Source organism: Sphingomonas guangdongensis (assembly GCF_900199185.1).
GTDB classification, from domain to species: domain Bacteria; phylum Pseudomonadota; class Alphaproteobacteria; order Sphingomonadales; family Sphingomonadaceae; genus Sphingomonas; species Sphingomonas guangdongensis.
The window spans coordinates 346,695-360,427 of sequence record NZ_OBMI01000001.1; the positions used below are offsets into that span (position 1 = coordinate 346,695).

A 13,733-nucleotide genomic window follows, 5' to 3' on the forward strand; every position below is an offset into this window, starting at 1 on the left:
TCATCGATCGGCCGATCCGCGAGGCTCGGCGGCGATGCGAGGTGCAGGCTACGCCTTCCGCCCCGCCAGCCCCTGCATGAACGCGCTCGCAGCGGCGCTCAGCGCGTCGACGATCGGGGCGGTATCGGTCGCGGTGCCGCTCGGCGGTTCCTTGCCCACGCCGTCCGGGGCAGCGGGCGTCAGGTGCGGCGCGATCGCCGCCGCCTTCTTCTTGGCCGCGATCGCCGCCGCGATGGCCAGGCCGGAGGCGATTACCTGCTGCCCCTCCGGCGACTTCGCCTGTTCGATCAGCTTCTCGCCCGACTTGCGTAGCTTCTTGGGAATTTTGATCCCCGCCACCTTCTTCGGAATCTTGCCAGCCTTCGCCATCTCACGCCTCCTGTGTGTCATTCATGTAAGACACTGTCGGCCGCGATCAAGTCACACCGTGAAGGTCGCGAAGTCGAAGCCGGCGGCGAGTTCGGCCGTCGCCTCGGAGGTGACGATCACGCTCGGATCCGCGATTCCGACCAGCGTCGTCGTCGATAGCACGCCGCCCACGCCGACCCGCTGGACGATCAGGTCGCCGCCGCTGCGCGCGAACAGGTAATCGTCGGGGCTGCCCGCGAGCATCAGCTGGTCGCCGCGCCCGAACCCCGTCAGCCGGACGTTCTGCGCGATCAGCGGATCGTCGGCGAAGCGCAGGTTGCCGACGGCCGCGTCGATGGTGAAGGGAGTCAGCAGACTGCCGTCGTCGTCGCCGTCGAGCGTCGCGGCGCCCGTCGCGACCGGACTGACCGCCGCCGCCGTGGTGCCGACCGACTGCTCGCCGAGCCTCACTCCCGTCACGCTGCCGTTTGCGGCGCGTTCGAACCCGAGCGTCCGGTCGCCATCGGCGAAGCGCACGGTAGCGCCCGCGATGCCGACCGGGATCGTCACCTGCTGCTGCGCGCTCGCGAGCACCAGCGTGCTGCCGCTGCGGACCGCGCTATACTCTCCCGCCCTCCCGGTGAGCACCAGCACGTCGCCGCCGCTGTTGAACGACGGATCAAAGGTGATGCGGGTCCCGCGCGTGACCACGCTCTCCGCCGCGGCGGTGCCGAAGACCTGAAGGAGCCCGCTCGCGGTCGCCGTGCCCCCCGGTGCGACGATCAGCTGCGACGCGATGCTCGCATCGATCAGCCCGATCGCGGTGGCGGCGTTGGGCAGCGCGGCGACCGGCGCCTCGGTCGTCGTCACCACCTGGTCGCCGAGCAGCACGGCGTTCGCGCCCGGGCTGAACTGCAGCGTGCGCGGACCGTCGGCGAACTGCACGTCGAGGCCGATTAAGCCGACGGGTACCACCACGACCGTGTCCCCGTCCGACAGCTGGAGCGAGGAACCGGTCCGCACGGCGCTCCACCCGCTCGCCGCGCCCGCCAGCACCAGCGTGTCGCCGCCCGCATTGAACGAGGGGTCGAGCGTCACGCGGCTGGTCTGGTCGGCGACCAGGACGCGCTGTGCCCCGGCCGTGCCGAACACGTCGCCACTGCCGGTCGCGGTCGCCTGCGCGCCGTCGGCGAGGACGAGATCGTAGCCGTCTGCCGCCGCGACCGGGCGGGCACCGGTCGTGAAGTGGTAGTCGCTCGCGCCGGCGAACGGCGTTCCGCCGACCAGGACGGCGCCGGCGGCCACGCTCAGCCGGTACGCCGTCCCCGGCTCCAGCGCCCGGGTCGGATCGACCACCAGCACGTTGCCGGTCAGCGTCAGCCGCGGGCTGGCGGCGGCGAAGGTCTCGACCACGGTTCCGTCGCCCCGCGTGAGCACCAGCTCGCCGGTACCGCGGGCGAGCACGCCGGAGAAGACGAACCGGATCGGCGCAGTCAGCGGCACGTCCGTCGCGCCGTCGCCAGGCGCCGCGGCGAGCAGCACCGTCTGCGTCGGGGTGGGCGTCGGCGCCGGAGTAGGCGTGGGGGTGGGTGTGGGTGTGGGTGTCGGCGTCGGCGCTGCGCCGATCACCCGCGCGTTCGCCTCCGCGAGCGTCAGGCCGGACACGCCGGCCAGCAGCACGGTTCCGCCGCTATGCGTCAGCAGCGCCCCACCCGCCGTGTCCGCGAGCGCCGTGAAGCTGCCTCCGCCGAGGTCGAAGCGATCTTCGGCCAGCACGACGTCGGTGATCCGGTCCGCCCCCTCCGCCGCCCCGAACGCGAAGACGTCGGCGCCGCTCCCGCCGGTCAGCACGTCGTCGCCCGCGCCACCCTCCAGCCGGTCGTCGCCGGCCCCGCCGTCCAGGACGTCGTTGCCGCCGAGGCCTCGCAAGACGTTCGCCACCGCGTTGCCGGTGAGGCGATCGGCGGCGGCCCCGCCGGTCGCGTTCTCGATCACGCTCGACAGCGCGATGCCGAGATTGTCCGAGTTCACGAACAGGTCCCGCGCGCTAAGCGTCGAGCGGATGAAGTTGGAGAAGTTCGGGTACAGCGCCGTCCAGTAGGCGATCTGCGCCTCCAGCCCCCACTCGCCGACCGACGAGTAGGCGCCCGGCGTCAGGTCAACCGTGTTCGACCGCGTGAAGCTCGACAGGTCGATCGTGTCGGTGCCGCCCGCGTCGTAGATCGACTGCAGAAAGCGGTCGTCCTGGTTGAAGCTGTAGACGGTATCGCCGCTGCGGGTCGCCGGGTCGGCGCCGTAGATCTGCTGCACGGCGGCAATGTCGAGCACCATCGGCGTCACGGACGGAACAAAGGAAAAGCTCGCCCGCAGCACATTCCCGTTCGGCGCGAAGGTGACCACCTGCCCCGCGGTCGGCTCCGTATACGACATCACCGTGTAGCGCCGGTTCTCGAACGGCGCAGGAATTGGCGGTGGATCGAACGGATGCTTGAGCCCGAGGGTATGCCCGAGTTCGTGAACGATCGTCTCGAACCCGTAGGTGCCGCGCGCGTAGCTGAGGTTGGTCGCGTCGGCATTCAGCCAGACGTCGCCCACCTTGCCGCCCGCCGCCTGGGGCACGCTCTGATAGGCATAGGCGGCGGTGCCCTGCGCCATGCCGTAGCTGGTATAGGCGATGCGGATCTCGCCGCGGGTCGCCGCGGTATCGGCGACCTCGGTGAAGCTGGGCGCGATCAATTCGTCCCAGGTGGCGAGCGCCGCGCGGAAGTTCGCGGCCTGCGCCGCGCTCAGCACCGAGTAGCCGGAGAACGGCTCCGTCCCGGCCGCATAGGTCGGCCACGCGCTTCCGGCGGTCGGGACCGAGTAGGTGTACTGGCCCGCGCCCAGGCCGTAGCCATCCTCGTTCAGCCCGACCAGGATCTGCTCCGGCGTCAACGTAACTCGTGCCATGGCCCACCCCGCCGCCGGCCCCTGCCGAGCCGCGACTCCTCCTGTGTAGCGCGGCATGTTACCGCATCGTGAACAGATTGAATTCGCTCGCGAAATGATCGGTCGCGCCGCAGGCTCCGCTGGGCGGATCGGCACCGGTGCTTGCCCCCGCCGCGTGGCTACCCCATCTCGCCGCGAGCAGGCGGCTCCGGCCGCTTGCCTCCCGAACAGATATGGAACATGCCCGTCCCATGAGCCTCTCCCACATCTCCGTCCGCGGCGCGCGCGAGCACAACCTCAAGGACGTGTCGATCGACATTCCGCGCGACACGCTGACGGTGATCACCGGGCTGTCGGGATCGGGCAAGTCCTCCCTCGCCTTCGACACCATCTATGCCGAGGGGCAGCGCCGCTACGTCGAGTCGCTGTCGGCCTATGCGCGCCAGTTCCTGGAGCTGATGCAGAAGCCCGACGTCGACCATATCGAGGGGCTCTCCCCCGCGATCTCGATCGAGCAGAAGACCACCAGTCGCAACCCGCGCTCGACCGTCGCGACCGTGACGGAGATCTACGACTATATGCGCCTGCTGTGGGCGCGGGTCGGCGTGCCCTACTCCCCGGTCACGGGCCTGCCGATCAGCGCGCAGACCGTCAGCCAGATGGTCGACCGCGTGCTGGCCCTGCCGGAGGGCACCCGCCTCTACCTGCTCGCCCCTGTCGTCCGCGGCCGCAAGGGCGAGTACCGGAAAGAGCTCGCCGAGTGGCAGAAGGCCGGCTTCAGCCGCGTCCGCATCGACGGGGAGCTCCACGCGATCGACGAGGCCCCCGCGCTCGACAAGAAGTACAAGCACGACATCGAGGTGGTGGTCGACCGCGTGGTCGTGAACCCCGACCAGGCCACCCGCCTTGCCGAAAGCTTCGAGACCGCGCTGAAGCTCGCGGAAGGGCTCGCCTACGTCGACCTGGTCGACACCGTCGTCCCCGGCCGCGAGGACGAAGCCTCCGCCGGCGGCGCCATGAAGAACGCCGGCGTGCCCGCCAACCGCATCGTCTTTTCCGAGAAGTTCGCCTGCCCCGTCAGCGGCTTCACCATTCCGGAGATCGAGCCCCGCCTGTTCTCCTTCAACGCCCCCCAGGGGGCCTGCCCCGCCTGCGACGGTCTCGGCGAGAAGCTGGTGTTCGACGAGGACCTGGTCGTCCCCAACCATGGTCTCTCGATCAAGAAGGGCGCGGTGGTGCCCTGGGCCAAGTCCAACCCGCCCTCGCCCTACTACATGCAGGTGCTGGGCAGCCTCGCCAAGGCGTTCGACTTCTCGCTCGACGTGCCCTGGCAGGACTTGCCCGCGGAGGCGCGTGACACGATCCTGCACGGCACACGCGGCAAGCCCGTCACCCTCACCTTCATCGACGGCCGCAAGGCGTACGACGTCAAGAAGCCGTTCGAGGGCGTGATCGGCAACCTCAACCGCCGCATGCTCTCCACGGAGAGCGCGTGGATGCGCGAGGAGTTGTCGAAGTACCAGTCCTCGCAACCCTGCGAGACCTGCGGCGGCGCCCGCCTCAAGCCTGAAGCACTCGCGGTGAAGATCGCCGGGGAGGACATCTCCCACGCCACCCGCCTCTCCGTCGTCGACGCGCTCGCCTGGTTCACCGCCATGCCGGAGACGCTGAACGAGCAGCAGCGCGCCATCGCCGAGCGCATCCTGAAGGAGATTCTGGAGCGCCTCGGCTTCCTCAACAACGTCGGGCTCGACTACCTCAACCTAGACCGCACCTCCGGCACGCTGTCGGGCGGCGAATCGCAGCGCATCCGCCTCGCCAGCCAGATCGGCTCCGGGCTGTCGGGCGTGCTCTACGTGCTCGACGAGCCCTCGATCGGCCTCCACCAGCGCGACAACGACATGCTGCTCGCGACGCTGCGCCGCCTGCGCGACCTCGGCAACACCGTGCTCGTCGTCGAGCATGACGAGGACGCGATCCGCACCGCCGATTACGTGATCGACATGGGGCCGGGCGCGGGCGTCCACGGCGGGGAGGTCGTCGCCCACGGCACGCTCCCCGAGCTGCTGGCGAGCGAGGCCTCGGTCACGGCCGACTATCTGAACGGCGTCCGCGAGGTTCCCGTCCCGGCCAAGCGCCGGAAAGGCAACGGCAAGAAGCTCACCGTCCACAATGCGCAGGCCAACAACCTGCGCGGCGTCACCGCCTCGCTCCCCTTGGGCACCTTCACCTGCATCACCGGCGTGTCCGGCTCGGGCAAGTCGAGCTTCACCATCGACACGCTCTACGCGGCCGCCGCGCGCGAGCTGAACGGCGCGCGCCTGCTCGCGGGAAAGCACGACAAGGTCACCGGCCTCCAGCACCTCGACAAGGTGATCGACATCGATCAGTCGCCGATCGGCCGCACGCCCCGGTCGAACCCAGCGACCTACACCGGCGCCTTCACCCAGATCCGCGACTGGTTCGCCGGGCTGCCGGAGGCGCAGGCGCGCGGCTACAAGGCGGGGCGCTTCTCCTTCAACGTGAAGGGCGGGCGGTGCGAGGCGTGTCAGGGCGACGGCGTGCTCAAGATCGAGATGCACTTCCTCCCCGACGTCTACGTCACCTGCGACGTCTGCCACGGGGCACGCTACAACCGCGAGACGCTGGAGGTGAAGTTCAAGGGCCACTCGATCGCCGACGTGCTCGACATGACGGTCGAGGACGCGGTGGAGTTCTTCAAGGCCGTGCCCCCGATCCGCGACAAGATGGCGATGCTGGCGGAGGTCGGCCTCGGCTACGTCAAGGTCGGGCAGCAGGCGACCACCCTGTCGGGCGGCGAGGCGCAGCGCGTGAAGCTCGCCAAGGAACTCAGCCGCCGCGCCACCGGCAACACCCTCTACATCCTCGACGAACCCACCACCGGCCTGCACTTCGAGGACGTGCGCAAGTTGCTGGAGGTGCTCCACGCGCTGGTCGAGCAGGGCAACACAGTTGTTGTCATTGAGCACAACCTGGACGTCATCAAAACAGCCGATTGGGTACTCGACCTGGGCCCAGAGGGAGGCATCAAGGGCGGGGAAATCGTCGCGGAAGGCACCCCCGAGCACGTCGCGGGCGAAGGTCGGTCCTTCACCGGCAAGTACCTCGCCCCGCTCTTGAGGACTCACGCCGAGGCGGCTGAATGACAACAACTTGGTCACGGCGCGCTCGCGTCCGGGCGACCACGGTTGCGAAGCCTGCCCCGGCGAAGGCCGGGGTCATCAAGACCGCCGACTGGGTGCTCGATCTCGGCAAACACGTATTAATTTTTTATCAGGCTCGCGTGATATTTGCCGTAGCTATTATTAAGGAAACCGCCATCAGCCGCTGCGCTTTCAGCCAAGAACCTGTGTCCGAGTGAGCAAATCAGCGCGCATCTATTAATGAATTTAGCGTAATCAACTCCAATCGAAAACTCGAATTCGCTTAGATCAGACGAAACCCACATAGCGCTGCAAAGTGCGGCGTAGCTTTGCTTTTTTACGGCTTTATTTATAGGTGCCCACGCGCCCATCTCATGGCGATATTGTATATTATTGCGCCCCACGGAAAGATATTCCGATCCAGTGGAGATGTACTGGACAGCGCTACCCGCCCGTGTGAGCTGCTCTTTAGCGTTCCCTTGATCCGCGGCGGTAAACGACGAGGTTTCAAGACCGGAAAGGGCATCTGCAAGAAAGCGAGTTAGCTCGGCCCAGACATACTCATGCACGCCGTCTTTCGAGCTGGGCTTGTTAATTTGGACGGTTGTCAAGTTCGGAGAAATGTTAATCTGAAATTGGCCAGTGGAAAGCTTGAACGGAGACGCAAGGCCTGCCAAGTTTAGGTATTTTCTAATCTCCTGGAATTCAGAAGTTCGAATATATGACGGAAAACGGCCACACAAGCGCAGAATAGCTGAGGCGTAGTAAAAAGCTGCGTAGTACAAATGTATGGCAGACCATCCAGCCATTTGCTCGGTTGTTGCAGCCTGAACTCCGGCGCACGTCTCACGTGCCGCATTTGCTAGACGCAGTATGTCCGCGGATATTTCCTTAGCGAGTGTATCTGGATTGATATTTGCCAAAGAGACGGCCGATCCATTGACCGATATTTGATAAAGCCCGCTACCAAGCCATGTCGAAAAAGATCTAGCTACGGACGCGCCGTAGCGAGATAAGGGCACCGCCCGATAAGCTATCAATGCTCTTGCGGCGAGCATCTATCAAAAAATTGATCTCGGCTTCATCGCCAAAGTTAATACTTGAGCATAAGCCTTAACGCTATTACCGGCGCTTTTAAGCGCCGATGGCTTTACACGACTATAAATATCAGATGTAACGTCGTCAAAGTGCGCCTGTAAATACTCTCGTCCGTGAAGGTCAGCCACACGTTGAGCCACATCCGGGAATATCATCGTTATACCTCGGAATGCAACGGGGTTTGTGATATCAATGCCTACCTTGTTCTCGCTAATCTGTCTCAACGTCGATGAATAATAAGCAGACATGATCTCAAATATGCGATGAGGGTCAGGGGTTGAAAATAGGCCCAGCAGTGGCTTAAAAGCAGCGTTAAAAGTTACACGGGATATCAAAGCACGCTTTCTTGCACGCGCCGACATCTTGCCAAGCAATGGATTATTCGGTTCGGTATCAAAGAGATCAAACACTTCGCCAAGTGTGGTCTCTGAGTCATCCTGATACTGAGCTAGTCTACGTATATCGAGCAACAACTCGTTTGGTACAGGTTTCTGCGTCGTATTTATATCTATAAAAAGTCTAGTTTCGTCGATGCGTGACAGTCCGGCGTATATGACTACTGGAACTCGAAGATCGGACTTCGCTAGCCTGAAACCGTAGACGCGGTGTTGGCCATCTAAAATAAGAAAAGAGTGCGGAGCCTCTTTGAAGCTGACCGTCTTATTTGAACGTGAGTATTCAAATTCAGCATCAGCTTGAGCCGACAGGACAACAGAAGTAGGAATTGTACCGAATCCTGAGTCGATATACTCAGCAATTTCCTTAGCGCGACTCTTGTTCAAAAGTCGTTGAAATCCCTCTGCAGGATCCTCATCACGATTAGTCACAAAACAAGTTCGTGCGAGCACATCTGCCGGCATTGTAAGGGTGTAGAAGCGGTGCTCACCTTGACTGACGAGGCTCGCGGTATAACGAACGGTCTCATATTCCTGTCGTGCCATCGGCCAGTCAACTCCCACTCCCTTCAGCGTAACCGATCGCTAAAGCTGGTCAAACCGTTCTGTTATAAAATCAGCGTCGACGCGGGTGTAAATCTCGGCCCGTTAGTCGGGACTTTAGCCTTGCCGACCACGGCAGCGCCGGTGCGCTCGTGATTAGCTGCGCTAATCCCTCGCGGCGCTAGCCATGATACTCCCTCGCCCTCAATGCCCGCACCCGCGCCTCGCGCTTGCCGCAGCGGTGGCAGCGGAAGCGGCCTTGGGCGGCGGCGAGGGGGACGCCGGGGCGGAACAGCAGGTTCATGCTGTCGCCCGGATAGATCACGCGCCACCCGCACGCGGTGCACGTCACCTCCGCCCACTGGTGCTTGGTCTTGAACTCCCACGTCACCCACACGCGATGATCGGCCATGCCGCGCGGTGTGGCACGGCGAATCGGCGGAACACAATGGGAACATGTGCGGCGGTACGGCGAGCATCCGCCGCCTAGTCGGGCAGCCCCGCCGCCTTGCGCAGCGCCGCGTTGATCCGCGCCTGCCACCCCGGCCCGCTCGCCCGGAACCGCTCGATCACGTCGCCGTCCAGCCGCAGCGTCACCTGCCGCTTCGCCTGCCCACGCAGCGGCGGACGGCCGGCGCGGGTCAGCGTGCCGGTCGCCGGCCGCACCACAGCGCCGCCGAGCCGCACCTCCGCCCGGTCCAACTGCTCGTCGCTCCACTCGGGGGTATCCTCGTCATCCCAGGCGGGGAGTGACGCGCCTTGCTTCCTTGTCATGGCAGTGCCTCATCGAAATCACGCGAATGCCGGTCTTGGTCGGCGTCCAGACCATCAGCACCAGCCGCTCGGCCAGCAGGCCGTAGGTCTGGTAGCGGGGCTCCGGATAGTCGAACCGGTCGTCCTCCAGTGTGAGCGTCGGCCCCGCGAAGATCGCCGCTGCCTCGGCAAAGTCGATGCCCCGCTCGACCAGCATCCAGACGCGCTTCTCGGCGTCGTGGCTTTCGCTTACCTGTCAAATATGTAACTACAGAAGTTGGGTGGTCAAGGCTCGACTTCACGGAGCCTTGGCAGCGCCGCGGCAAAGCCGTGAGCCTGCCCCGGCAAAGGCCGGGGTCGGTCGGCGCTGGCACCGGGTGAACAGCGCCCCGCCCTATTCGGGTCATGCGGGGGCATGACCGACCCGATGCTCCCCGCCGGCCGGGCAACGGTCTTTTCTTGGCCTAACCTTCGCTACACCTTTGGCTCGCGCTGCCACGGCCACCGCCCCTCGATCTCCAGCTCCAGCGAGAACGACAGGAAGGTCCGGATCGCGACGATCCCCGCCAGCACCGCCAGGCTGTCCAGCGTCGGCTCGATCGCGACCGTGTTGATGATGTCCGCCGCGACCAGCAGCTCCAGCCCGAGCAGGATCGACCGCCCCAGGTTGGACCGCAGCGCCCTGTACGCCGCCTCCCGCGCGCCGCCCACGGCTTGGCTGACGTAGCGCACCCCCGAATAGGCGGCCCCGACCAGGATCAGCGCGATCCCGAGCAGCTCCACCACACGGGTCACCCCGTGGATCAGCGGCAGCAGCGCGGCGTCGGACATGGGCGGGCTCCGGTTTGGGGGAAGGAGTGGTTTTCGATCAGCGCCGCAGCAAAGCCGTGAGCCTGCCCCGGCGAAGGCCGGGGTCGGTCGGCGCTCGGACGCCTAGGCGTAGCTTGCGCTACGCCTAGGTTCGCGTCGTCAATCTTTGAGCCCCGCCGGCACCTTGCCGCCGTTCTTCTCCAGCTCCTGCATCACCCGCTTGTGCAGCCAGATGTTCATCTCCGCGCTCCCGTCCTTCTCCCCCGAGTAGCCGAGCTCGGTCGCGAGCTCCTTGCGGTTGGCGAGGCTCGAATCGAGATCGAGCAACTTCATCAGGTCGACGATGGAGGTGCGCCAGTTCAGGTCCGGGTTGCCCTTCGCCTGCTCCATGTCGGTCAGCACCTCCTCGACGTCGACCGGCTGGGGCGCGGGGGCGGCCTGCGCCGGGGCGGGTGCTGCCTGCTGCGGCGTGGGCGCAGCGGGGGCCTGCTGGCGCGGCGCCTGCGGAGCCGGGGCGGGCGTGGGCGCCGCTTTCTTGTGCCCGAAGATCTTGTCGCGGATGCTGCTGAAGATACCCATCTGATCGCTACTCCTCGCGCGCCATGCGCAAGGTCCGGTAACGCGCGGACGGGTGCGGTGTTCAGTCGCGGGCGAGCTGAACCAGAATGCCGTCGAGCAACAGTATCCCCGCCTCCGTCGTCGCGATCCTTGTCCCCCGCCGCTCCAGCAGGCCCTGCGCAACCAGCCGCTCGACCGCCGCCTCGTCCACTACCGCCGGGTCAGGCACGATCCCCTCGCGCAGGCGCAAACCCATCAGCAGCGCCTCCGTCGCGCGGTCGCGGGGATCCAGCGCTTCCTCCGCCTCACCACCGTGGCCGTTACGATCGACGGCCGCGAGCCAGTTCTCCGGCTTCTTGCGTCGCACCGTCGCCACGCCCCCGCGCCGCCCGTGCGCGCCCGGCCCCACACCCGCATAGTCGCCGTAGCGCCAGTAAGTCAGGTTGTGGCGACTCTCCGCCCCCGGCCGTGCATGGTTCGACACCTCGTAGCGCGGCAGCCCCGCCGCCGCGGTCATCGCCTGCGTCGCCTCGAACAGCGCCGCCGCCGCGTCCCCGTCCGGCAGCACCAGCTCGCCCTTGGCCGCCAGCGTCGCGAAGCGCGTCCCCGGCTCCACCGTCAGCTGGTAGAGCGACAGATGCTCGGTCCCGAACGACAGCGCCCGCGCCAGCTCCGCCTCCCACGCCGGCAGGCTCTGCTCCGGTCGCGCGTAGATCAGGTCGAAGCTGACCCGCCTGAACACGGCCTGCGCCACGTTCAGCGCCGCGAGCCCCTCGCCCACGTCATGGGCGCGGCCGAGCAAGCGGAGCGCGTCGTCGTCCAGCGCCTGCAACCCCAACGACACCCGGTTCACCCCCGCGCGCGCCAGATCGGCGAAGCGCGCCGCCTCCACCGAGGACGGGTTCGCCTCCAGCGTGATCTCGACGTCCGGGCTCATCGCCCAGTGCCCCGCCGCCGCGTCCAGCACCGCCGCGACCGTCGCGGGCGGCATCAGCGACGGCGTGCCGCCTCCGAAGAACACCGACCCCAGCCGCCGCCCGGGCAGCTGCGCCGCCTCATAGGCCAGGTCGGCGAGCATCGCCGCGCGCCACCGCTCCTGATCCACGCTCTCGCGCACATGGCTGTTGAAGTCGCAGTACGGGCATTTGGAGACGCAGAACGGCCAGTGGACGTAGAGCGCGAGCGGCTGGTCGGTCATCCGAGCGCTAGAAGACCGCCGCGACCAGTTGCCGGAACGCATCGGCGCGGTGGCTGATCGAGTGCTTCAGGTCCGGGTCGATCTCTCCGAACGTCTCGCTGTCACCATCGCGCACGAACATCGGGTCGTAGCCGAACCCGCGCTCGCCCCGCGGCGGCCATACCAGCGTTCCGTCGACCCGCCCCTCGAACCACTCGACGTGCCCGTCCGGCCAGGCGAGCGCCAGCGCGCACACGAAGTGCGCGTCGCGCGACGTGTCCGGGCCGAGTGCGGCGAGCTTTTCCTCGACCAGCCCCATGGCGCGGGCGAAATCCCTATCCGACCCGCCCCAGCGCGCGGAGAAGATGCCGGGATCGCCGTTCAGCGCCTCCACGCACAACCCACTGTCGTCCGAAAGCGCGGGCAGCCCGGACAGGTCCGCCGCCTGAAGCGCCTTCAGCTCGGCATTGGCGACGAAGCTCGTCCCCGTCTCCTCCGGTTCGGGCAGGTCGAGCTCGGCGGCCGACACCGGCTCGACCCCGTACGGCCCCAGGAGCGCGCGGATCTCCCGCACCTTGCCCTCGTTATGGCTCGCGATCACCAGCCGACCGGGCTGGAGCTTGCGGATCGCCTGGGGAACGCGGCCCTCGCCGCTCACCGCCCGGTCGCCTTGTCCTGCGCGGCAAAGATCTGCGAACAGCCGATCCGCGCCAGGCGCAGCAGCCGCAGCAGCGCCTCCTCGTCGTACGTTGCGCCTTCGGCCGTCGCCTGCACCTCCGCGATGCGCCCGTCGCCGGTCAGCACGAAGTTGGCATCGGCCTCCGCGGTCGAATCCTCGGGATAGTCGAGGTCGAGCACCGGCGTCCCCTGGTGGATGCCGCAGCTGATCGCCGCGACCTTCTGCTGAATCGGGTCGGAGGAAAGCTTGCCCTCGGCCAGCAGCTTGTCGACCGCGATGCGCAGCGCGACCCACGCGCCGGAGATCGACGCGGTGCGGGTGCCGCCGTCGGCCTGGATCACGTCGCAGTCGAGCACGATCTGCCGCTCGCCCAGCGCCTTCAGGTCGGTGACCGCGCGCAGCGAGCGCCCGATCAGCCGCTGGATCTCCTGCGTGCGCCCCGACTGCTTGCCCTTCGCCGCCTCGCGGTTGCCGCGGGTGTGGGTGGCGCGAGGGAGCATGCCGTACTCGGCCGTCACCCAGCCCTCGCCACGCCCACGCAGGAACGGCGGCACCTTTTCCTCGACGCTCGCGGTCACCAGCACCTTGGTGTCGCCGAAGCCGATCAGCACCGATCCTTCCGCGTGGCGGGTGAAGGCGGGCTCAATCGTGATGGTGCGCATCTCATCGGGTGCGCGGCCGGAAGGTCGCATGCGGTACTCCTGTGGTAGCGCTCGCCCGTAGACGCCGCCGCCACGATGCGCCAGACCGCCCGGAATTACGCGCCTCCTCTTCCCGCTCCTGGCCCTCGCGGCGTGCGCCCCGGTCGCTCCTGGTTCGTCGCCAGAGGCCGCGCCGACGATCACCTACTCGACCGGCCCGTGCTTCGGATCGTGCCCGGTCTACAGCGTGACGGTGTCGCCGAGTGGCGCCGCTAGGTTCACCGGCATCCGTTTCACCGCCGCGGTGGGCGAGCACACCCTTTCGATGACACCGGCGCAGGCGCAGGCCTTCGCGGCCAGGCTGCTACCGCTGCTGCCGGCGAGCGGCGTCACCCGATATCAGCCCGGCGAGGCGAACTGCCCGGGCGCCCCGACCGACATGCCAAGCGTGCAGGTCCGCGTGAACGGCGCCGAACGCGGCATCGACTTCTACTACGGGTGCGCGCGCGACAATCCCCGGGTCGCCGACGCACTCCGCGCCGCGCCGGACCTGCTGCCGCTTGCCGCACTGATTGGCGACCGTGCAGCGTTCGCGGGCCAACGCTGACCTACAGCCGTCACGCGCTGCAGGCGGCGGGG

Annotated in this window: 14 protein-coding genes; 2 read left to right on the forward strand and 12 right to left on the reverse strand. The window is 66.8% G+C overall.

The window, feature by feature from the left end:
• Positions 1 to 48: 48 nt before the first annotated feature.
• Together CRO12_RS01645 and CRO12_RS18440 are read right to left on the reverse strand one after the other, a co-directional pair.
• Positions 49 to 369: a hypothetical protein gene (locus tag CRO12_RS01645; protein ID WP_097062284.1), complete on the reverse strand. Its 321-nt coding sequence runs from the start codon at positions 367 to 369 to the stop codon at positions 49 to 51.
• A 51-nt stretch (positions 370 to 420) separates the two neighbouring features.
• Entirely contained in the window at positions 421 to 3,297 is a 2,877-nt protein-coding gene (locus CRO12_RS18440; RefSeq protein ID WP_179640807.1) for a M10 family metallopeptidase C-terminal domain-containing protein, read from the reverse strand.
• Positions 3,298 to 3,527: 230 nt separating this feature from the next.
• On the opposite strand from CRO12_RS18440, the gene uvrA reads away from it, so the two are divergent.
• Positions 3,528 to 6,443, forward strand: coding sequence for an excinuclease ABC subunit UvrA (gene uvrA / locus CRO12_RS01655; RefSeq protein WP_097062286.1), 2,916 nt, complete (start codon positions 3,528 to 3,530; stop codon positions 6,441 to 6,443).
• Positions 6,444 to 6,559: 116 nt separating this feature from the next.
• On the opposite strand, the gene CRO12_RS17575 is transcribed toward uvrA, so the two are convergent.
• From CRO12_RS17575 to rph, 10 genes are all read right to left on the reverse strand, one after another.
• On the reverse strand, positions 6,560 to 7,498 hold the full coding sequence (locus tag CRO12_RS17575) for a hypothetical protein (RefSeq protein WP_144033491.1): 939 nt from the start codon (positions 7,496 to 7,498) through the stop codon (positions 6,560 to 6,562).
• A gap of 3 nt (positions 7,499 to 7,501) precedes the next feature.
• On the reverse strand, positions 7,502 to 8,479 hold the full coding sequence (locus tag CRO12_RS01660) for a DGQHR domain-containing protein (protein ID WP_097062287.1): 978 nt from the start codon (positions 8,477 to 8,479) through the stop codon (positions 7,502 to 7,504).
• 178 nt (positions 8,480 to 8,657) lie between these two features.
• On the reverse strand, positions 8,658 to 8,888 hold the full coding sequence (locus CRO12_RS01665) for a hypothetical protein (RefSeq protein WP_144033492.1): 231 nt from the start codon (positions 8,886 to 8,888) through the stop codon (positions 8,658 to 8,660).
• 74 nt (positions 8,889 to 8,962) lie between these two features.
• Positions 8,963 to 9,250 carry a BrnA antitoxin family protein gene (locus CRO12_RS01670; RefSeq protein ID WP_097062289.1) on the reverse strand — a complete coding sequence of 96 codons (288 nt, stop codon included), beginning with the start codon at positions 9,248 to 9,250 and terminating at the stop codon, positions 8,963 to 8,965.
• Positions 9,210 to 9,446 (reverse strand): BrnT family toxin, encoded by a 237-nt coding sequence (locus CRO12_RS01675; RefSeq protein ID WP_097062290.1) that lies wholly within the window; start codon positions 9,444 to 9,446, stop codon positions 9,210 to 9,212. The genes CRO12_RS01670 and CRO12_RS01675 overlap by 41 nt, the downstream gene beginning before the upstream one ends.
• A 257-nt stretch (positions 9,447 to 9,703) precedes the next feature.
• Entirely contained in the window at positions 9,704 to 10,060 is a 357-nt protein-coding gene (locus CRO12_RS01680; protein WP_097062291.1) for a DUF1622 domain-containing protein, read from the reverse strand.
• A 138-nt stretch (positions 10,061 to 10,198) separates the two neighbouring features.
• Positions 10,199 to 10,618: a DUF3597 domain-containing protein gene (locus CRO12_RS01685; RefSeq protein ID WP_097062292.1), complete on the reverse strand. Its 420-nt coding sequence runs from the start codon at positions 10,616 to 10,618 to the stop codon at positions 10,199 to 10,201.
• Positions 10,619 to 10,679: 61 nt separating this feature from the next.
• A complete protein-coding gene (hemW, locus tag CRO12_RS01690; protein ID WP_097062293.1) occupies positions 10,680 to 11,795 on the reverse strand; it encodes a radical SAM family heme chaperone HemW in 1,116 nt (371 codons plus the stop codon).
• A 7-nt stretch (positions 11,796 to 11,802) separates the two neighbouring features.
• A complete protein-coding gene (gene rdgB / locus CRO12_RS01695; RefSeq protein ID WP_097062294.1) occupies positions 11,803 to 12,432 on the reverse strand; it encodes an RdgB/HAM1 family non-canonical purine NTP pyrophosphatase in 630 nt (209 codons plus the stop codon).
• Complete coding sequence (gene rph / locus CRO12_RS01700; RefSeq protein ID WP_097062295.1) at positions 12,429 to 13,145, reverse strand: ribonuclease PH; 717 nt, start codon at positions 13,143 to 13,145, stop codon at positions 12,429 to 12,431. The genes rdgB and rph overlap by 4 nt, the downstream gene beginning before the upstream one ends.
• A gap of 148 nt (positions 13,146 to 13,293) precedes the next feature.
• On the opposite strand from rph, the gene CRO12_RS01705 reads away from it, so the two are divergent.
• Positions 13,294 to 13,701: a DUF6438 domain-containing protein gene (locus tag CRO12_RS01705; RefSeq protein ID WP_281253379.1), complete on the forward strand. Its 408-nt coding sequence runs from the start codon at positions 13,294 to 13,296 to the stop codon at positions 13,699 to 13,701.
• The last annotated feature ends 32 nt before the right edge of the window (positions 13,702 to 13,733 follow it).

Coding starts and splice junctions, on each gene's coding strand:
- CRO12_RS01645 (WP_097062284.1), bottom strand. CDS start 369: ATGGCGAAGGCTGGCAAGATTCCGAAGAAGGTGGCGGGGATCAAAATT.
- CRO12_RS18440 (WP_179640807.1), bottom strand. CDS start 3,297: ATGGCACGAGTTACGTTGACGCCGGAGCAGATCCTGGTCGGGCTGAAC.
- uvrA (WP_097062286.1), top strand. CDS start 3,528: ATGAGCCTCTCCCACATCTCCGTCCGCGGCGCGCGCGAGCACAACCTC.
- CRO12_RS17575 (WP_144033491.1), bottom strand. CDS start 7,498: ATGCTCGCCGCAAGAGCATTGATAGCTTATCGGGCGGTGCCCTTATCT.
- CRO12_RS01660 (WP_097062287.1), bottom strand. CDS start 8,479: ATGGCACGACAGGAATATGAGACCGTTCGTTATACCGCGAGCCTCGTC.
- CRO12_RS01665 (WP_144033492.1), bottom strand. CDS start 8,888: ATGGCCGATCATCGCGTGTGGGTGACGTGGGAGTTCAAGACCAAGCAC.
- CRO12_RS01670 (WP_097062289.1), bottom strand. CDS start 9,250: ATGACAAGGAAGCAAGGCGCGTCACTCCCCGCCTGGGATGACGAGGAT.
- CRO12_RS01675 (WP_097062290.1), bottom strand. CDS start 9,446: ATGCTGGTCGAGCGGGGCATCGACTTTGCCGAGGCAGCGGCGATCTTC.
- CRO12_RS01680 (WP_097062291.1), bottom strand. CDS start 10,060: ATGTCCGACGCCGCGCTGCTGCCGCTGATCCACGGGGTGACCCGTGTG.
- CRO12_RS01685 (WP_097062292.1), bottom strand. CDS start 10,618: ATGGGTATCTTCAGCAGCATCCGCGACAAGATCTTCGGGCACAAGAAA.
- hemW (WP_097062293.1), bottom strand. CDS start 11,795: ATGACCGACCAGCCGCTCGCGCTCTACGTCCACTGGCCGTTCTGCGTC.
- rph (WP_097062295.1), bottom strand. CDS start 13,145: ATGCGACCTTCCGGCCGCGCACCCGATGAGATGCGCACCATCACGATT.